This is a genomic window from Marinobacter salexigens (assembly GCF_018860765.1).
Taxonomy (GTDB): Bacteria; Pseudomonadota; Gammaproteobacteria; order Pseudomonadales; family Oleiphilaceae; genus Marinobacter; species Marinobacter salexigens_A.
In genome coordinates this window covers 629,098-646,916 of record NZ_JAHKPV010000019.1, presented here as the reverse complement: position 1 = coordinate 646,916, position 17,819 = coordinate 629,098, and the positions used below count along the sequence as shown (strand labels likewise).

Below are 17,819 nucleotides of genomic sequence, written 5' to 3'. Positions count from 1 at the left end.
GTTTTGGATTGTGGCCAGTTATTTCGAGAGCGATACCGTTTCAAACCGAGCTTCCCTGGCTTGAAGAGGGCGAAACAGCAGCAGGAAGCTTGCGAAGAAGATCACTGCACAGCTGTAGAGCATCATTGCAAAGCTACCGCTGCCAAGCAGGCTGGCGGCCAACAAGGGGCCGGAGGCCAACCCGACATAGGCAATCAGGCCGGCAAAGGCAGAGAGTCGCCCGGTGCCGTCCATGTCCGCGGTGACCGCCAGCAGGAAGGACTGCACCGCGGGCCAGGCGAAGAACAGCAGCGCCATAGCCACCACGTAAAGTGCCGTGCTCTGGGCATAGCTCAACAGGACTGCGGCTGCGATCGACATGGCCATCCCAGCGGTTACCCAGTAAAGCCGGCCAAAACGGTTACCACTGATCACCGGGAGCATGGCGCCCAGCAGCCCCAGCAATCCGGTGGCGGCGATATACTGGCTGACTGTCTCGGCGGCCAGACCGGCATCACGACCGATCAGTCCCACGTAGGCCCAGATCCCGCTGGCGGCAGCCTGATAGCCGAAAATCGCCAGCAGCAGTAACGCCGCGTTGCCCGGCAGTGGGCCGGTTCGTGCTGCTGAGGTGCTTTTTGCGCGCAGGGCGGGCAAGAACGGCAGAAGCACTAGACTCACGAAAGCCAGAGCAGCCATCACATAGAACACAGCGTGGGCACCTAGGGAGGTTTCCAGACCGGGCAACAGGTAGATAACAACAGACCCCAGACTGAACTGTACGAACAGAAGTAAGCCGAACGCTCGGTCGGGGTTGTTCAAACGCGCGATCACTGCAAACCCGGTACCGACACAGAGCCCGCCCAGCACGCCGGCGCCAAAACGCCAGCCAAGGAGCATCGGGTAGCTGGCCACCCAGGCCGTGCCCAGATCAGCGACGGTCAGCAGCGCCAGACATGCCATCATGGCGTATTGCCATGGCACTCGGGATATCAGGAAGATTGCAACGGCACTGCCCAGCAGACCGCCATACCCGTTCAGTGCAACGATCTGCCCGGCTTGAGCATCACTGAATCCGATACCACCTGCCAGCGCACTGACGACACCGGGCAGGAAGTTAATATAGGCAAGGCCTGCCATGGCAACAAATGCCACAAGGCAGTAAGCCAGAGTGCTGGTGGCGGGTATTTGATTTAACAGACGGTGTTTCAAGATTTTCCCCCAAATAGGTTTGTCATCGGACACCCAGCAAATTCTAGGCGTTTGAAATTCCGGGAGAATCGGCCAGGCGTCCCAAAGAGTCGTGAATCTTATTCATGATTCATTGTTGCTATACTAGGGCGATGGATAAATTACGGTCTCTGGAAATTTTTATTGCCACCTGTGATGGTGGCAGTTTTGCGGCAGCGGCAAGGATGTGCGGCAGTGACCCGTCCACTGTCAGCAAGGCCATTAGTAGGCTCGAGGCAGAGTTGGGGCTGACGCTCTTCCAGCGCTCAACCCGGCAGCTTAGAATTACCGCGGCGGGCGAGCGCTACGCTGATACGGTACGGAAGACGATGCAGGACCTCTCCGGCTGCGAAGAGGAGCTCAAGCAGATCAACCGTTCACCCAGCGGCACCCTGCGTATCAGTTCTGCCGTCTGTTACGGTCACCTCTACCTGCGCCCCTTATTGCGGGCGTTCTGTCTTCAGTACCCGGACATTCGGCTGGAGTTGGAGATCAACGACCTGCATGTGGATATCATCGACAACGACATTGATTTGGCGTTGCGCACTGGCTACGTGAAGGATAGCCGTCTGGTGGCAAGGCGCCTTAGCCCGATGGATTTTCTGGTTTGCGCCTCGCCCCAGTATCTGGAGGAGCACGGTACGCCCCGTTGCCGGGAAGACTTTCATGCGCATCCATGGATTGGCTTTCGCATCAAGGAAACCCAGCAGTTACAGCCGATCTTCCTGCCAGATGAAACGGGGGAGTATTTGCCCTATGAGCTGGAACGCCGTTACTTAACAGATGATGGTGAGGCAATGGCGTACATGTGCGAGGACGGCCTTGGATTTGCCCAACTGCCCCATTTCCTCGCCAAAGAGAGGCTGGACAGTGGCGCTCTGGTGTCACTCTACCCATACTTCCGCCCTCCGGAACCGGGCAACGGCGTGTTCGTCATCTATCCCAAACGTGACTACTTGCCCGCTAAGGTCCGTGTGTTCATCGACTTTTTGAGCGGCGCACTGGCTGACCGGGGCGAAGGTGCCAACCACACCTGGGCGGAAAGCTGGGCTCCGCTGACGGATCGCCGTGACCAGTAGCCGCTTCAAAAGGCTGAGTAATCAATCAGACATTGTCGGAATACATAGATAAGTAGCAACTCGAGCAAGAGCGTTGGAGAAAAACGCTAGAGGCAAAATCGCCGGTGAACAAAATCTCAGTGCGAAGCGCTACATTTGAACATGACCAAGCCTTCGTACCAGTCGGTGTCGGGCGTATAGGTAACCAGCTCCAGACGCGCATGATGGGGGCCTCCGGCGTATGAGGCGCTGGCTGACACAAGAGGGCTGAATGCCAGAACTGCTGTTTTCACAAGGCTGATATCCGTTATCCTCCAGTAATGAAAAGTAGCGTGCTGAAAATGGATAGCCAAGGAGAAAGTCGATGAAAGCACTACTGATTATTCTTGCTGTTTTATTTGTGACTCTGACTGTGGTGCTGCCCCTTGTGGAAAAGTATGCCCCGAAAGACGATGGGCGGAGCAGCGGTAACCTATCGCGTTTTATTTTCCCGTTGGTTGCGGTGCTGATTATTGCTCAGATCGTTCGTTACTACTTTTTTTAAAGGGATTTCTGGGCTTGCGCTCGTCAGCCTTTTTTACACTTCCTTTCAGGCCGCTTGAGATAGCTTTACGCAAGTGCTCGCTTCTACCGCATAAAGAACCGTCCGGAACGAATATCGCATGCATCTAGGCTGGGATCAGCCTGAAAGGATGCACGTCTCATGAATCAGTTTAACCCCATCATTTATGTTCGTGGCTATGCCATGACCGCCAGCGAAATAGCCGATACCGTATCCATGCCCTATATGGGCTTCAATCTAGGCGCTACAAAGGTGCGCCAATCATGGGATGGAACCGTCTACAAACAAGTATTCGAATCGCCAATGATGCGCTTAATGAAGGATTACGGTTACACCGATGCGTTTTCCGATGGTGCCGAGGTAGACCGGGAGATTACTCAGAAAACCGTTGTTATCTATCGTTACTATGACCAAGCAGATAGGGATTTTGGTGAGGGCAAGCCGCTATCCATTCCTGCTGCAGCACTGCAGTTAGGGGACTTGATACTCAATATTCGAGATCACCTATGCGGTGATGATGCAGCACTCCGGGCGGAGTTTCGGGTGAACCTTGTAGCGCATTCTATGGGTGGCCTAGCGTGCCGTTGCCTTTTGCAGAATGGCGGAATCAGTACGCCAGCCGTACGGAAAATGGTGGATAAGGTGTTTACCTATGCTACGCCGCACAATGGCATAGAAATGGCCGGGATCAATGTGCCTGCGTTTCTGGGACTTTGGGATATCAACAACTTTAATCGCGCAACCATGGCGGAGTATCTTGGGTTCGATGGCAAGCCCGAACGGGTAGACTCCCTCGATGGTAAGTTTGATCCGGACCGGTTTTTTTGTCTGGTCGGAACCAATCAGCAAGATTACGGCGCTGCCAGAGGTGTCTCGAAGTGGTTAGCGGGCAAGATGAGTGACGGTCTGGTGGCTATAGAAAATGCCAGTATTCAAGGGGCACCCAGAGCGTTCGTATACCGCAGCCACAGTGGTCCCTACGGCATTGTTAATTCTGAGGACGGCTACCAAAACCTCGTGCGGTTTCTGTTTGGGGATGTGCGTGTAGACGGTGTGATGGATGTGGAATCCTTACCATTGCCGCCATCTGTCGAGAAAGCGCGCAAAGAAGGCCGCAGGGTTCGCGCCTCCTATTACTTCGAGGCCACTGTATCACCCAGAGGAGCGCGCAGTTTCCGGCTGACGGAAAGGCGCAAGGAAACCTTCAGTGCGGTTTTGCGAAAATTTGACGAAATGATGAAGCCGAAAAAAGCCGGGCTGAATTCCGCCCGCTCCCCCATGTTGTTCTCCACCTTTCTTGATAGCTCAAAGATTACCGTTGAGCGGGGGCGAACGATGGTGATGACAGTTGAACTTGCGGTATCCGCAACGGATTACTTTGTTGACGGTGCGCTTTGGACAGAACATAGGGTGGAAGGGGAGTACTTATATCGTGACACGCTCACCCTCAAAATGACCCCAGCTGGAGATAGCTGGAATCTGCGCTATGTAACCACGGATGAGCAGTGGAGTGAGCGGGGAGGAAGCAAAGCCGAGCTTGAGGGTGAGAGCTTTCTTATTCCTCTGTCGTCAAAGAAAGGTTTTAGCGCCCAATTGCGGATGACACTCCAGCGGCGTAACGGCTGAGGCGCAAATGAAACGGGTTTTGGCGAAGAATAATTTGTGGCGGCCAGCATAAGCTGGCAAAGTTCTGCGAAATCAGACTTATCTCCACCACGAGGAAACGCCGGTGACCGACTTAGTAACCTACACACTGAACGACGGTGTCGCGACAATTGCCATCAATAACGGGAAAGCGAATGCTCTGAGCCATCAGGTATTCGAACAGCTCAATAAAGCTCTTGATCAGGCTGAACAAGACAAAGCCGTGGTTATCCTGACCGGCCAACCGGGAATATTCTCTGCCGGCTACGATTTGAAAGAAATGCAAAAAGGCATGAAAGAAGCTGAAGCTCTGGTTACCGTAGGCTCAACCTTTACTCGGCGTTTAGCCGCGTTCCCTCTACCGATTATTGGCGCATGCAGTGGCCATGCCATTGCAAAGGGCGCGTTTATCATGCTGTCGGTGGACTACCGGGTGGGCATTGAAGGCAGCTTCAAGCTAGGTCTTAATGAAGTGGCCATTGGTATGACCATGCATCATGCAGGTATCGAAATTGCGCGACACCGCTTGGCGCCCGCGCATTTCTATCGCTCGGTTATCAACGCTGAAATCTATAGCCCGGAAGGCGCTGTGGAAGCCGGCTACTTGGATGAAGTGGTTGCTCCAGAACAGCTTATGAACCGTGCGAATGAACTGGCGCAAGGCTTCCGCAAGCTAAATATGAGAGCGCACGCCCAGACCAAGGTGAAAACAAAGGCGGGCTACCTTGAGCTGCTGGATCAAAGCATCAAGAAAGACTCGGAGAACTTAGGCATTAATGCCTAAAAGCCAATTTCGGCGAGTTAGCTCTGGGGCAACTCGCCGGGATCTATCCGGTAGAAAGTGCTAAGTAGATCGTATACCGCTGGCTGGTGCTCTTTCAGGTGATGTGGCTGCTGATAAAACGTTTCTGTTAGCACCGCAAAGAACTCAGCTGGCTTTGTGGCGCCGTAGGGGTCAAGCCAGCTTTTGCGGCGATGCCGCAGGGAGTGGCGCAGGTTGTCATAGGCTATGGTCATGGTTTGTTGCCACTCTTCGGCATGCTCGCCACTAAGGGGCGGCGCACCGTCGGCGGATCCATCCAGATAGTCTAACTGGTGTGCAAATTCGTGAAGAATCACATTGTGTGGACTACCCGATAGCATGGCGCCGTTTTCGCATTCCGCCCACGCCAACACAACTTGCCCCAGCGATGAGGCCTCTCCGGCCCGGACTTGGTCGCTCACGCCAACCACCATCCCATCGCGCTCCTGCGCTTGTACTCGATACACATCCGGGTAAACAAGAATGCTGCGCACTTCGTTGTAGTCACTGTACGAGCGCATGACTGTCAAAAGGCAAGCGTGCCCGGCTATTGCTACCCGCACACGATCGTTTATTTCAAATCCGTCGCACCCATAGAAGTTTTTTTCGGCAAGGAATAGCTGAATCTGATTCTCCAGTGTTTTTTGAAGCTGTTTCGAGAGTAGGCGGTATAGGGGTACTGTTGTCTGAAGGTGTTTGCGCCAAGCTTTCGGGAAAGGTTGTCTCAGCTCCCGATCTCGCCGCCAGGAGCGGTAGAAAAACAGATAGAACGCAGCCAGTGCGATGAAAATAACGGCGAAGACAGCAAAGACAGTAGCGGAGGACATCCTGAGTAAACTCGTGTCGTAAATACAGCCGGTACTCTAGCACATGCGTACTGGCCAATTGCTTAAACGGCACCTATGATCAAACACTTGGCAGCGATTCACAGTGGCAAGAGCTGATAGTAAGGATGTTATGCTTCACGAAATGAGTATTGGTGGAATGCTTTTCAGCCCCTTTGTGGTGCTGGTGCCTATGGCCTTTATTCTAGCCGCCTCTACGCGGCTTGTTTTGCACTATTTTAGCCTGCGCCGCTATATCTGGAAGGAAGCTTGGTTTGATGTGGCCATCTTCGTCTGTTATCTGGCCGCTATTGTTTATTTGTTCGGGGACTAAAGGGCATTCATGGGAAAGCTTGCGCGTATTGGACTGACATTATTCGTGGTGGTGGTTGCCATTGTTGCCGGGACTTGGGTGTGGGATCACTATCTCTACTCGCCCTGGACACGGGACGGGCGCATTCGCGCGGATGTCGTCACTATTGCGCCCGATGTGTCCGGCTGGGTAACAGATGTGAATGTAAAAAATAACCTGTTAGTTCGTAAAGGTGATCCGCTGTTTGCCATTGATGATACCCGCTACCGGGCAAGGTTCGCAGAGAGCAGCGCTCGGCTCGCTCAAGAGCGAACTGGCTGGGATCTCGCTCAACACCAATATGAACGGCGGCAGCGTATGGCGGATCGCCAATCCATTAGTGAAGAAAGTCTTGAGGCATACCGTATTCGTGCCGAGACAGCCAAAGCTAGTTATCAACTTGCCCAAGCCGAGCTCTACACTGCCCGGATTGATTTGGAGCGGTCAAAGATAGTGGCCCCGGAAACCGGCATTGTTAATAACCTCACTCTGCGCCGGGGCAATTATGTATCTCGGGGGGCTCCGGTGTTATCGCTGATTCAAAGCGACTCCTTTTACGTAACCGGATATTTTGAAGAAACCAAGCTGCAAATGGTGCACGTTGGGCAGAAGGCCCGGATTACTCTACTTTCTGGCGGTAAAAAACTGAGCGGCAAAGTGGTCAGCATTTCCCGTGGTATTGCGGATTCAAATACCAGTAGTGATAGCCAGATGCTGCCGCAAGTGCAGCAAGCCTTCAACTGGGTGCGCCTTGCCCAACGGATCCCGGTGGATATAGCCCTCGACCCTCTCCCGGATGATGTGATCATTAGCGCTGGAATGACAGTTTCCATCTATTTGGAAACTGATGCGGACAGAACTCCGGAAGACGAGTAACCAAGTGGCCACTATGACGCTCCCTCCGCTACTGGCCCAGCTCCTAACGCCAAACAAGCAGAGCGCGGTATTTGCCTTGAAAGGGGTGATATCCATGGTGCTCGCCTTGTTTGTCTCTATGTACCTGCAGCTTGACCGCCCCTACTGGGCGCTGGTTTCCGCTGTTTTCTTACAGATTCGCCCGGAAAGCGGACTGGTTATTGAAAAGGCTCTTTGCCAAATTTCCGGTTCTGTGGTGGGCGGTGGCGTGGGCATTCTCATCCTCGCGTTTTTTATGCCTTATCCGCTACTCGCGTTAGCCTGTCTCACGCTTTGGATTGGTTTGAATTCTGCTGCGTCTTCCATGGTGCACAACACCAATTTTATCTATGCCTATGCCATGTCGGGCATGACGGCTGGTTTGGTGATCATCATGGTTATGGCCGATCCAAGTGCCGCCGACGGCCGCGCAGTCTTTGAAATTGCCCAATCCCGAATCAGTGAAATAGCAGTGGGCGCCCTCTGCGCTATGTTGGTTAGCAAGTTGTTGTGGCCGGTGACCGTAAAAGACAGCCTTCGCCTTCATTCCCGCAATGTGATCAACGATACGCTTGAGTATCTCTCGCTGGAGTTGGACTCCAACAGTACCCATGAACAGCGACATCAACTCGCCGATCAGATTCTCGAAACCCTAGTTGTTTTGAACGATGATTCCAGCGCGGTTGCCTATGAAGGGCCGGAAGGAGCGGGGCGCAGCCGAGCGGCTAACCTGCTTTGTAACAAGGTGATGTCTCTGCTGGCAGTCACCCAGATTATGGGGCGCTTTCCACGAAATCATCCGGATTTGGTTTCCCCTGCATTCGGCAGGCTGTTGGCAGATATGAGAACGCTCTTCATTGCAATCGCAGAGGCCGATAGCTATGACGAGTCTTACCGTCAGGCTCAGGAATTGAGGCGAGCGCTTCTAGAGCACAAAGCCGCTTATGTGAATGAGGCCGCTATCGTAAACCGCCTTAGCCAAACGGCAGTGGAGCTAGTAGCAGATCTGGTTATGGTCTTGCGTGCCTACAATGCACTGGAAAACCGTGACCAGACATTGCTCAAAGCTTCCAAGTTGAAAACCCATAGGGACCCATTGATAGGCGTGGTTAACGGCTTTCGAACCGCGGTCGTATTCGTGATTGGGGCAACTATCTGGTTAAGTACAGGTAGTCAGGCGGCCATTATGTTGATGATCATGCCTGTAGTGTTTTCGGTGATGTTTGCCCGATTTTCGTTGGTGGTGCTTACCGTTATGTTACGGCATTTGTTGCTCGGAGTTGTGGTGGCGATTCCCACAGCATTATTTTTCGGGCTGGGCCTGTTGTCGAAAAGCAGCGGAGACTTTGAAATGTTGGTGCTGGTGCTTGCTGGCCCCTTTTTTATGGGCCTGCTGGCGCTTGCCGAGCGGCCGACCCTGCCGTATGGGCTGGGTTTCTGTATTCCCTTTACACTTATCATTCAGCCGAGCAACCACATGACGTTTAATACCGAGGTTGCAACCAGTAATGCGTTAGGGCTTTTTGTAGGCATTAGTATTCTTTATTGGGTGTTCAAATTGATCACACCTTTGGATGGCCAAACGATGCAGCGCCGGCTGCTTAAGGCCACGGCGCGTGACCTAACCGCCATTGATTTTCAACGTCGTCCCGAAAACTGGTTTAACGGGCGTATGGGAGAACGCCTGCTTCGGCTTGCAAATTATGATCAGGCATCGGGTAACTCAAGCCGCGTTATGACGGACTTGGGCTTTACGGGGCTCAATATAGGGCACATGTCTATCCGCTTGCGTCGGCGGATCAAAAATCATCGAAATGCATCAGTGGATGCAAAGCTCTCTGAATGGCAGCGGGTGCTGGCAGATACCTATTTGATGAGTGCGCGTGGCACTATGAACTCTCGGTTCAGAGAAGCCAGCGCCGGGCTGTTAAGAGCTGTCTACGAAGCCAAAGAGCCAGATGCACAAACGGCAACTATTGAAGGCATGTTCGAGCGTATGGCTTTGACGTTTGAGCGGACGGCGAAAACCTTTCATCATGCTTGAATATTTAAGACAGGAGAGTTGCCGTGTCACGATCAGAGCAGTTTGCCAGCGATAATTATAGTGGTGTTTGCCCTCAGGCTTGGAAAGCAATGGAGGCAGCAAACCGTATGGATGAACCCGCCTATGGCGAGGATAGCTGGACGCAGCGGGCGTCAGACGGACTGCGTTCTTTGTTCGATACGGATTGTGACGTTTACTTTGTGTTTAATGGCACGGCAGCAAACTCGCTGGCTTTGGCATCTATGGGGCAATCCTTTCACAGTGTAATTTGTCATGAGTTGGCGCATATTGAAACCGATGAATGCGGTGGGCCGGAATACGCTTCCAATGGTGCCAAACTCTTGTTGGGGCAGGGTGAGAATGGAAAACTCACCCCAGAGAGTATCGAACACTTGGTGACCAAGCGCACTGATATTCACTACCCAAAGCCCAAGGCAGTGAGCCTCACTCAGGCAACGGAAGTGGGCACAATTTATACGCCAGACGAACTCCGTGATATCCGTACTCTGGCGGATCAGTATAAGTTGAATATCCACATGGACGGTGCGAGGTTTGCGAATGCAGTGGCAGCTCTGGATGTACACCCCTCCGAAATCACTTGGAAGGTAGGTGTTGATGTACTTTGTTTCTCCGGCACCAAGAATGGTCTAGCGTTGGGAGAAGCCGTGGTGTTTTTTAATAAAGCCTTGGCCGAAGACTTTGAATGGCGCTGCAAACAGGCAGGGCAACTGGCGTCTAAAATGCGGTACATCTCTGCACCCTGGTGCGGGTTGCTAGAGAACAACGTTTGGTTGGAAAACGCACGCCATGCCAATGCCAGTGCGAAAAGGCTTGCGGACGGACTGGCCAGGCTGCCAGGGATTAAACTCAGGTATCCAAGACAGGTAAACGGGGTGTTTGTAGAAATGCCTGAGGCCTTACAGGCTGCCTTGCGAGCCAAGGGGTGGCGTTTCTATAACTTTATCGGTGGTAGCGCACGTTTAATGTGCTCCTGGGCCACGACACCTGCGGTTGTTGATCAGTTTCTGGCAGATGTGCGTCAGTTGCAGTCCTGATTCTGCTGCTATTGGGCTGGAGTATAAAGGCGGAGTAAAGCCGAGTGGCTGACAGGCATACTGCGTAGTAAAACTGAACGGGCAATTCTCGCTCAAATCTGATTTACTCCTATCCCCTACCCGCACTCCGGTATTCTATCTTCAGAGGTTTGTATGGCTCGCTTTGAGTTGCTAGGCACTGCAATTATACCCGGCAAGGGTACCGAACTGAGGCTGCTGCAGCGCAACGATGAATTTTCTATTCGTATTGCTGGCACCAGCGGTGAGTTGATGAATACTCGTTTGCATGGTTCCGAAGATGCTTTGGCAACACTAGCCTGCGAGCGCATTGCCGATCATCCTGCGCCAAAAGTGCTCATCGGTGGGCTGGGTATGGGGTTCACCCTTGCAGCTGCGTTGCAGTCATTGGGCGATACTGCAGAAGTAACCGTTGCCGAACTCGTGCCTGAAGTGGAGCAGTGGAATCTCGGCCCCTTGGGCAGTGCTTCAGGTTATCCACTGAAAGACCCGCGTGCCAAGGTGCACATAGGTGATGTGGTACAGTTGATTAAGGATTCGCCAGCCAGTTACGACGCCATCATGCTGGATATTGACAATGGCCCTGAGGGGCTTACGCGTAAGGAAAATGACTGGTTGTATTCTGCTGCAGGCATTGCCGCAGCACAGGAAGCGTTGCGGCCTGAGGGCGTTTTGGCCTATTGGTCAGCCGGGCAAGATCCTGCGTTTACTGAGCGTCTGAAGCGCGCGGGGCTCTCGGCAGAGGCGGTAACCGTGCGCGCCCATCGCCCGGGGAAAGGCGCAAAACACGTTATCTGGCTTGCTTGGTAAACGCTTGGGTGACGAGCGTTAATCCTCGTCGTCATCCTGCATGCGCTCTATTCGCTCTCTTTCTTCTTCTTTTGCCGCGTCAATTACGGCCATAAGCTCTTCCACATCAGCTCTGGCGGTGTCGTGCTCAAAGCATCCTGTCAGCTTGCTGCTAGGATGCAGGTCGCCGCTTTCGTAAAGCGCCCAGATCTCTTTGCCATAGTCGGTCACAAGCAAATCGGGTGCGTACTTGGCAAAGTAGCGACGCATGTTGTCTACGTCTCGCTCTAGCATTCGTTCAGCGTTGTTGTTACCCGCAGCGTTAACCGCTTGGGGCAGGTCAATAATCACTGGCCCATTGCTGTCTACTAATACGTTGAACTCCGACAAGTCACCGTGGATAAGCCCAGCGCTCAACATGCGAACGATCTCGGCGATAATTCGGCTGTGGTAATCACGAGCCTGCTCCGGTGTTAGGGTGACATCATCCAGACGCGGGGCGGCTTTGCCGTCGGCATCTGCAATCAGTTCCATCAGCAGCACGCCGTCCACGAAACCCTTGGGTGCCGGTACGCGCACACCGGCTTCTGCAAGTCGGTACAGGGCGTCCACTTCGGCGTTAAGCCAAGCGTCTTCCTGTTCTTTCTGGCCGTAGCGTGTTTTTTTGCTCATGGCCCGAGCCCGGCGGCTATTGCGTACTTTTCTACCTTCTTGGTACTCAACAGCCTGCTTGAAACTGCGCTTTTTTGCTTCTTTGAACACTTTTGCGCAGCGTACTTGGTCGCCACACCGAACCACGTAAACCTGTGCCTCTTTACCGCTCATAAGCTGGTAAAGCACTTCGTCCACCAGACCGTCGTCGACCAGAGGTTGTAATCTTTTGGGTACTTTCATAATACCTTTCAGTTTAGCCGTAAGCGTGCCGACCATGCGCGCTGCGTTGGCCTAAAATCAGGCGAGAGCAACAGTGATGGTCATAATGGTGCATAGCTTACATCAAATTGCTATTTCTTATGCGAATCTGGTTATAGGCTCGGGAAGCTTTTGCCCGAATGGCTTATAGTAGCTGCTCGCCCTGTATCAGCAGGACTGGTCTGAGGGTAGAATTGCTGGGTGAAAAAAAACACGCCGGCGTATGCCCGGTATGGATGCGTTTAGAGATTGTTTTGGAGCTATAAAAAATGCCTAGAGCAAGTGAAATTAAGAAAAACTCTGCAGTTGAATACGAAGGTCGGGTGTATTTCGTCAAGGATATCGAGCGCTCTGTTCCTCAGGGCCGTGCTGGCGGAAGTCTATACCGTATGCGGATGTACGACGTAGTTACGGGCAATAAAATCGATGAAACCTTTAAAGATTCCGATATGCTGAATCTTGCCGATCTTGTGCGCAGGCCCGCTACCTTTTCCTACTCTGATGGCGATGAATACGTCTTCATGGATAGCGAAGACTTTACTCAGTACAGCTTGAACCGGGAAGCGATTGCCGACGAGTTGCTGTTCATCACGGAAGACACTCAGGGCGTAATGGTGATTCTGGTTAGTGAAGCTCCGGTTTCCTTGGCTCTGCCACCAACCGTCGAGCTCGAAATTGAGGAGACGGATCCATCGGTTAAAGGCGGTTCAGCGACAGCTCGTACTAAACCGGCAAGAATGGCTACTGGTTTGGTGGTTCAGGTTCCTGAACATATATCCACGGGTGACCGCATCAAGGTTAACGTGGAAGAGCGCAAATTTCTGAGCCGGGCATGATCTGGTAGCGTTCTGAAGTTGCCCTGAGTGTGGAGAACCCTGTGAAAACAATAGAAACAATAAGGGTATTGGCAGCCAGCGTAATGGCGGTTGTCGTGACGGTAGGTATTGCCCGGTTCTCCTACACGCCGATGATTCCAGAGATGATCGAAGCGCTCGGGCTAAGCCAGTCCGTTGTTGGCATGCTGGCGACGGTCAATTACGCCGGCTATCTCACCGGTGCGCTTCTGATTACTCGTATCAGTGATCTTGATCTAAAGGTGAAACTGTATCAGCTCGGCCTGATCCTGGCCGTCGTTTCTACGGTTCTTATGGGATACACCACCGACCTTTGGCTGTGGTTTTTTCTGCGATTTGTCTCTGGTCTTAGCACTTCGGCAGGCATGTTGCTCGGTGCCGGTTTATTAATGAGTTGGTTGATCAAGAATAATGAAAAGTCCGAGCTCGGCGTATTTTTTTCGGGCATCGGGCTGGGCATTGTTCTCACTGCCGTGCTGGCGGAGTTAATAAAAGAGCCCTTTACCTGGGATCAACAGTGGGTCATCTACGGACTGGTAGGGCTGGTGCTGATTGTTCCTATGTGGCGTTGGATGCCAGACTACCGTACCTGTGCTTTGCCGCGAACCGGGAGCGTGGTTGTTAGCGAAGACCGAAGCCGGTTTATCGTCATACTGCAGTTGGCTTACTTTTGTGCCGGTGTCGGATATGTTGTAACAGCAACGTTTTTGGTGGCGATTGCTGAATCCATGCCCGAGCTTAGTGGTCGTGGCTGGCTTATCTGGCTGATTGCCGGGCTGGCGGCCACTCCCGCCTGCTGGTTATGGGATGTGTTCTCCCGCCGTTGGGGGCAGTGGACAGCCCTCTATATTGCTTACACACTCAATTCGATCAGTATTCTGATGCTGATCATGGACACGAGTATGGCCAGCGTCATGCTCAGTGCTGTGATTTACGGCGCCAGTTTTATTGGTATTGTCAGCATGATGTTGGCAATGGTGGGCCGAGTGTTCCCGGAAAATCCTTCCCGACCCATGAGTCGGCTTACCTTCAGCTATGGTATCGCCCAGATGCTGGCGCCTGCTGTCGTGGGTTATTTGGCAGACGTTGAAGGGAACTACACGAACGGCTTGTGGCTTACGCTGCTGGTGATGGCGCTTGGCGTGGGCGTGCTCCATATGGCGCGCAGGGCCAAGGGTAGAGAAATGGAGCCAGCCTAATGAACGGCCTTACATCGACACCACCAGTTTTCTGGCGAGACAGCGAGTTACCCCACATTGAGTTACGGCAAGTCAGCGATGGCCGTACTGTGTGCTACGCGCCTCATAGTCATACCCAATGGTCGATGGGCGCGATTACCGGTGGGGAGAGTACCTTTGAATACGTGGGGCGCCAATATCACGTAAGTGAAGGTTCTCTGGTGTTCATGAACCCGGAATGGGTCCATGCCTGCAATCCGGTAGATAACCAACCCTGGGCTTATCTGATGTTGTATGTGGATGCGTCTTGGCTTGCTAGTTTGAGGTTTCGCCTGGGTTATTTGGATGCGCCGGTTTGGCAAGATATACATTGCGACGTCAGTACGTCTGCGGATTTGTATACCGGCTTTCAGGCACTGGCCGACTGCCTGCTGAATAATGGTGTGTCCGCAGAGAAAAAAGAGCATGACGTAGAAGCATTTCTGTCTGAGGTAATGGTATCGATATCTGAAGCGGCTGAGCAGGCGGAAAAGCCGTTCCCACCCGCACCTGAATCGTTACGGGAACTGGCCCGATATCTTGACGTTCACTGCACGGATGAGTTATCTGTTGAATGGATGGCGGAGCGTGCTGGCTTGTCTCCTTCGCATCTGGTTCGGGTGTTCCGAAAATACTTTGGCATGACACCTCACGCCTATCAAATCAATCGACGTGTTCAGCTCGGGCAACGGGCTATTCGGCAGGGTGCTCCCATTGCCGATGCAGCTCTGGCGGCTGGCTTTTTTGACCAACCGCATTTTCAAAAGGTTTTTAAACGGTTGGTTGCTGCTACGCCGGGTCAATATAGCCGACCACCAAAACGGCATTCTGACCGAGTATAAGGTACAGGCAACTGGCCAATAGCAATGCCGCGAGCGCTAAGTTTACCGTTCGAAGTAGGCTTGTCCTCTGGACATACTGGCGCAAAAATCGTCCCGCTAATACCCAAGTGCTAAGTGAAAGCCAGCAAATAGGTAAATACAGGCTGGAAAACACGGCCAGTTGTGTAAGGTCGCCGCCGGATGTGTAGGCTCCTATACCTGATGCGGATGCAAACCAGGCTTTCGGGTTCAGCCACTGCATCGCAGCTCCTGTCCAGAATCCGGGAGCGTTTTCCAGAGCTTTGTCTGAGATTTTCCCGTCATCGGTCACCAAGTGGTAACTGAGATAAAGCAGAAATGCGATGCCTGCCCAAGTGAGCAATCGATCGAACCCGGGAATCCACGCCAAGGCCGAATGCAGCCCCAGCCCGATAGCAAGAAACAGCGCGATAAACCCCAGTGTTGCTCCAGATACGAACCATAAGCCTTGGCGCAGCGGGTATCGGGTGCCGCTACTGAGACAAATAAGGTTCACCGGTCCGGGTGAGATAGAGGCCGCCAGTGCAAAGGCAGCCATTGGCAGAAGTAAGGCAAACGACATTGAAACAGTCCTCATCTCAGGATTATGAGTGAGGAGTCTGCTGCGATCCTGAATCTCGGTATTGTACGAAATTGCGCTGGCGTGAACGTTATTGCTCTGCGGCTTCATAGAAAGCCCGGCTTTTCGCGTAAACGGGCGTCATATCCACCATCGCAAACCCCACCACCGGCTCATACAGAGGAAAAGAATAGTTTTCCCCCAGCGTCAGGCTTTCCCAATATTCGGGAATGCCGCTTTCACGTTGGTCAATGTCCGGGTAGCTGGCGTGTTCAAAATACCCGATCTCCGTCATTTGGTAAGTGATTTCGATCGGCGCTGGGGCAGCTATAAGCGTATACCTTTGCAAGCCGGGATAAACCGCAACAGCACCGACTAAGCCTAGGAGGATGGAGAGCCCTATATGCTCTACCTTTGGCGCGCCTTTTCCCAAATGAACACCCAGAGCCCCCGCTAGCAGTCCGCTACAAATAAAGGGCCATAACGGCCATTCGCCGACAACCAAAAAGCTGGTGAGCAGTAGGTAGTCAACGAGAGCATATATACCCAGTCCTGCCAGAAGCGCCATCTGTATCACCATGCCCTTATGCTTGAGCAAATCGAAATGGCCAGCCAATGGTCCGGTTTCATCTGTGGAGGTGGTTGTGAAGCTAAGCTTGTTTGTCGCTAAGGATAGAGCTTGTACGAGAGGGGCTTCAACAAGTAGCGCTTCGACCTTGGATTGGGATTTTCCGAATAATGTGCCAAAGCCCATCCGGTGATCCGGGCCGCCCTCTCTTAAAAAATTATAGGGCTGCAGCCGATAGGTTTTTTCGCGCGTGATGATGATAAGCCTAGCCTTTTGGATAGCCTGTGGAATATGTTGAACTCCACTAGCGGGAGCCAGTTCAACACTTTGGATGGCAGTTAATGGGATGCGGTGGCTACCGGTGGTCAGGCCCAACAAACCTAGTCCGGTCAGTCGGGGGATGTTGATTGTTAGCCCCTCGTTAGTGAGAACTAATTGAATCTGGTGCTTGGCAAGCATAACAATGGTGCCGAGTAGTAAAACCAAGCTAAAGAGCGGTACCTCAACATATACGTCGCCGTTTTCATTCAGGTATAGCTGGCTTAGCTCTAACTCCTCGATGTTGGGGAAGTTTAGCAGCAGGAAAGTGCTAGCTAGTAAGACTAGAAGAAATGATCCGGTTACGATGAGGAATGCACTACGTTTAAGTACGCTGGCTGCGTACCGGAAGCGTTGTGTCGCCATTGTTTGATGTCGTCCCTGAACCCGAAAGTGGTGAGTTAATGATAAACATTAACGAAACTGAAAGGCGAGATGTTTTACCGCTCTATGGAAAGAGCTATGGTATAGATCGTCTTAAAGTGGAGCGTTAACCAGAATGCCAATATCGGAAGGTGCGCAACATTACGTTCTGATGCTGATTCCCAGCCTTTTAGGTGATATAGAAAAGCTGGGTTTGCACAGGATTATTCGTACTTCTGATTTCTCGGAACAGAAGGTAACGGCACTTTACTTTGAGTTTGTGTCCATCAAGCGTGTCTTACCTAGTAATCCTCTTGCCATAGAGCCTGCCATTTGGGAACACTTACTACACTGTGTGAGAGTGATGAGTTCGCTGGTGAACTTGGCCACAACAGAAGATTTGGAACGGGCTCGCGATATTGCAGTGCGCCGGTACTTGCCCCATGCAAAGGAGAGTCTAAAAAGCGAGCTCGAGCAAATGCGTAGTGAGGGTAAGGTGGACTTTCGGCTGGCGGGTATTCTGCGTCAGGGAGATGTGGCAGAAAACTCAGAGCAGGTCTGCATGGAGGCTATTCGGCGTGAGCGGGAACAGCGCGTGGAATCCATCAAGTGTCTTGGCCTAGAACACCTCACCAGCCATGAAACCTTTGTTGTGGAGTCTGCTAAGGCTTATGTTTTGTCCCAAATAGATGAGGCCCCTGAGGATTTCGGTGTTCTGGATTTGGTCATTCGCCTTCTGGACCTTCTGCGGCTGGTACTTGTTCTGGAATCCCGCTCTCCCGGCGGGGCCAGCGCCGTATCCTCAAACTTTACAGTGGAGAACATAGTGCTGGGGATCGGCAACGCCATGTACCGGGGTGAGCTGGGCCTGAATGTCTCTTCTCTCGGCTTGGCGAGAGTAAAAAGCTAAGTTCTTC

At 52.6% G+C, this 17,819-nt stretch carries 19 protein-coding genes; 13 read left to right on the top strand and 6 right to left on the bottom strand.

What is annotated here, in order from left to right:
- Positions 1-18: 18 nt before the first annotated feature.
- Positions 19-1,191: an MFS transporter gene (locus KO508_RS13525; RefSeq protein WP_216008818.1), complete on the bottom strand. Its 1,173-nt coding sequence runs from the start codon at positions 1,189-1,191 to the stop codon at positions 19-21.
- A 131-nt stretch (positions 1,192-1,322) separates the two neighbouring features.
- Here KO508_RS13525 and KO508_RS13520 point away from each other — a divergent pair, with 131 nt between their 5' ends.
- The gene (locus KO508_RS13520) at positions 1,323-2,288 is read left to right on the top strand and encodes a LysR family transcriptional regulator (protein WP_216008817.1); all 966 of its coding nucleotides are present in this window, start codon (positions 1,323-1,325) and stop codon (positions 2,286-2,288) included.
- A gap of 116 nt (positions 2,289-2,404) precedes the next feature.
- Here KO508_RS13520 and KO508_RS13515 read toward each other — a convergent pair whose 3' ends face one another.
- Positions 2,405-2,560, bottom strand: a complete 156-nt coding sequence (locus KO508_RS13515; RefSeq protein ID WP_216008816.1) for a hypothetical protein — start codon at positions 2,558-2,560, stop codon at positions 2,405-2,407.
- A gap of 71 nt (positions 2,561-2,631) precedes the next feature.
- Between KO508_RS13515 and KO508_RS13510 the strand changes: the two genes are divergently transcribed.
- The 3 genes from KO508_RS13510 to KO508_RS13500 all read left to right on the top strand — a co-directional run bounded on the left by KO508_RS13510 (position 2,632) and on the right by KO508_RS13500 (position 5,257).
- Positions 2,632-2,811 carry a hypothetical protein gene (locus KO508_RS13510; RefSeq protein WP_216008815.1) on the top strand — a complete coding sequence of 60 codons (180 nt, stop codon included), beginning with the start codon at positions 2,632-2,634 and terminating at the stop codon, positions 2,809-2,811.
- A 159-nt stretch (positions 2,812-2,970) separates the two neighbouring features.
- Positions 2,971-4,455, top strand: a complete 1,485-nt coding sequence (locus KO508_RS13505; RefSeq protein ID WP_216008814.1) for an esterase/lipase family protein — start codon at positions 2,971-2,973, stop codon at positions 4,453-4,455.
- Positions 4,456-4,558: 103 nt separating this feature from the next.
- Positions 4,559-5,257, top strand: coding sequence for a crotonase/enoyl-CoA hydratase family protein (locus tag KO508_RS13500; RefSeq protein ID WP_200365426.1), 699 nt, complete (start codon positions 4,559-4,561; stop codon positions 5,255-5,257).
- A 17-nt stretch (positions 5,258-5,274) separates the two neighbouring features.
- Here the strand turns inward: KO508_RS13500 and KO508_RS13495 are convergent, their stop codons facing one another.
- On the bottom strand, positions 5,275-6,102 hold the full coding sequence (locus KO508_RS13495) for a zinc-dependent peptidase (RefSeq protein WP_216008813.1): 828 nt from the start codon (positions 6,100-6,102) through the stop codon (positions 5,275-5,277).
- Positions 6,103-6,205: 103 nt separating this feature from the next.
- Between KO508_RS13495 and KO508_RS13490 the strand changes: the two genes are divergently transcribed.
- The 5 genes from KO508_RS13490 (at position 6,206) to KO508_RS13470 (ending at position 11,272) form a co-directional block, all read left to right on the top strand.
- The gene (locus tag KO508_RS13490; protein WP_354668031.1) at positions 6,206-6,433 is read left to right on the top strand and encodes a DUF1656 domain-containing protein; all 228 of its coding nucleotides are present in this window, start codon (positions 6,206-6,208) and stop codon (positions 6,431-6,433) included.
- A 9-nt stretch (positions 6,434-6,442) separates the two neighbouring features.
- A complete protein-coding gene (locus tag KO508_RS13485; RefSeq protein WP_216008812.1) occupies positions 6,443-7,327 on the top strand; it encodes an efflux RND transporter periplasmic adaptor subunit in 885 nt (294 codons plus the stop codon).
- Between the two features lie 13 nt (positions 7,328-7,340).
- Entirely contained in the window at positions 7,341-9,389 is a 2,049-nt protein-coding gene (locus KO508_RS13480; protein WP_216008811.1) for an FUSC family protein, read from the top strand.
- A gap of 23 nt (positions 9,390-9,412) precedes the next feature.
- On the top strand, positions 9,413-10,444 hold the full coding sequence (locus tag KO508_RS13475; RefSeq protein ID WP_216008810.1) for a threonine aldolase family protein: 1,032 nt from the start codon (positions 9,413-9,415) through the stop codon (positions 10,442-10,444).
- A gap of 153 nt (positions 10,445-10,597) precedes the next feature.
- The gene (locus tag KO508_RS13470) at positions 10,598-11,272 is read left to right on the top strand and encodes a spermidine synthase (protein WP_216008809.1); all 675 of its coding nucleotides are present in this window, start codon (positions 10,598-10,600) and stop codon (positions 11,270-11,272) included.
- An 18-nt stretch (positions 11,273-11,290) separates the two neighbouring features.
- Here the strand turns inward: KO508_RS13470 and KO508_RS13465 are convergent, their stop codons facing one another.
- A complete protein-coding gene (locus KO508_RS13465) occupies positions 11,291-12,145 on the bottom strand; it encodes a PA4780 family RIO1-like protein kinase (RefSeq protein ID WP_216008808.1) in 855 nt (284 codons plus the stop codon).
- 287 nt (positions 12,146-12,432) lie between these two features.
- On the opposite strand from KO508_RS13465, the gene efpL reads away from it, so the two are divergent.
- The 3 genes from efpL to KO508_RS13450 are packed head-to-tail and all read left to right on the top strand — an operon-like array spanning position 12,433 to position 15,076.
- A complete protein-coding gene (gene efpL / locus KO508_RS13460) occupies positions 12,433-12,999 on the top strand; it encodes an elongation factor P-like protein EfpL (protein ID WP_216008807.1) in 567 nt (188 codons plus the stop codon).
- A 41-nt stretch (positions 13,000-13,040) separates the two neighbouring features.
- The gene (locus tag KO508_RS13455; protein ID WP_216008806.1) at positions 13,041-14,216 is read left to right on the top strand and encodes a YbfB/YjiJ family MFS transporter; all 1,176 of its coding nucleotides are present in this window, start codon (positions 13,041-13,043) and stop codon (positions 14,214-14,216) included.
- Positions 14,216-15,076, top strand: a complete 861-nt coding sequence (locus KO508_RS13450; RefSeq protein ID WP_216008805.1) for an AraC family transcriptional regulator — start codon at positions 14,216-14,218, stop codon at positions 15,074-15,076. The genes KO508_RS13455 and KO508_RS13450 overlap by 1 nt, the downstream gene beginning before the upstream one ends.
- Here KO508_RS13450 and KO508_RS13445 read toward each other — a convergent pair.
- Both KO508_RS13445 and KO508_RS13440 read right to left on the bottom strand, forming a co-directional pair.
- Positions 15,024-15,656 (bottom strand): LysE family translocator, encoded by a 633-nt coding sequence (locus KO508_RS13445; protein WP_216008804.1) that lies wholly within the window; start codon positions 15,654-15,656, stop codon positions 15,024-15,026. The two genes, KO508_RS13450 and KO508_RS13445, sit on opposite strands and share 53 nt — an antisense overlap.
- Before the next feature lie 88 nt (positions 15,657-15,744).
- On the bottom strand, positions 15,745-16,905 hold the full coding sequence (locus KO508_RS13440; protein WP_216008803.1) for a hypothetical protein: 1,161 nt from the start codon (positions 16,903-16,905) through the stop codon (positions 15,745-15,747).
- 133 nt (positions 16,906-17,038) lie between these two features.
- Between KO508_RS13440 and KO508_RS13435 the strand changes: the two genes are divergently transcribed.
- A complete protein-coding gene (locus KO508_RS13435) occupies positions 17,039-17,812 on the top strand; it encodes a hypothetical protein (protein WP_216008802.1) in 774 nt (257 codons plus the stop codon).
- Positions 17,813-17,819 lie beyond the last annotated feature (7 nt).

Excerpts from the sequence above, each read along its gene's own strand:
- KO508_RS13520 (WP_216008817.1), top strand. The coding sequence starts at position 1,323 with ATGGATAAATTACGGTCTCTGGAAATTTTTATTGCCACCTGTGATGGT.
- KO508_RS13510 (WP_216008815.1), top strand. The coding sequence starts at position 2,632 with ATGAAAGCACTACTGATTATTCTTGCTGTTTTATTTGTGACTCTGACT.
- KO508_RS13505 (WP_216008814.1), top strand. The coding sequence starts at position 2,971 with ATGAATCAGTTTAACCCCATCATTTATGTTCGTGGCTATGCCATGACC.
- KO508_RS13495 (WP_216008813.1), bottom strand. The coding sequence starts at position 6,102 with ATGTCCTCCGCTACTGTCTTTGCTGTCTTCGCCGTTATTTTCATCGCA.
- KO508_RS13485 (WP_216008812.1), top strand. The coding sequence starts at position 6,443 with ATGGGAAAGCTTGCGCGTATTGGACTGACATTATTCGTGGTGGTGGTT.
- KO508_RS13480 (WP_216008811.1), top strand. The coding sequence starts at position 7,341 with ATGACGCTCCCTCCGCTACTGGCCCAGCTCCTAACGCCAAACAAGCAG.
- KO508_RS13470 (WP_216008809.1), top strand. The coding sequence starts at position 10,598 with ATGGCTCGCTTTGAGTTGCTAGGCACTGCAATTATACCCGGCAAGGGT.
- KO508_RS13465 (WP_216008808.1), bottom strand. The coding sequence starts at position 12,145 with ATGAAAGTACCCAAAAGATTACAACCTCTGGTCGACGACGGTCTGGTG.
- efpL (WP_216008807.1), top strand. The coding sequence starts at position 12,433 with ATGCCTAGAGCAAGTGAAATTAAGAAAAACTCTGCAGTTGAATACGAA.
- KO508_RS13450 (WP_216008805.1), top strand. The coding sequence starts at position 14,216 with ATGAACGGCCTTACATCGACACCACCAGTTTTCTGGCGAGACAGCGAG.
- KO508_RS13445 (WP_216008804.1), bottom strand. The coding sequence starts at position 15,656 with ATGTCGTTTGCCTTACTTCTGCCAATGGCTGCCTTTGCACTGGCGGCC.
- KO508_RS13440 (WP_216008803.1), bottom strand. The coding sequence starts at position 16,905 with ATGGCGACACAACGCTTCCGGTACGCAGCCAGCGTACTTAAACGTAGT.
- KO508_RS13435 (WP_216008802.1), top strand. The coding sequence starts at position 17,039 with ATGCCAATATCGGAAGGTGCGCAACATTACGTTCTGATGCTGATTCCC.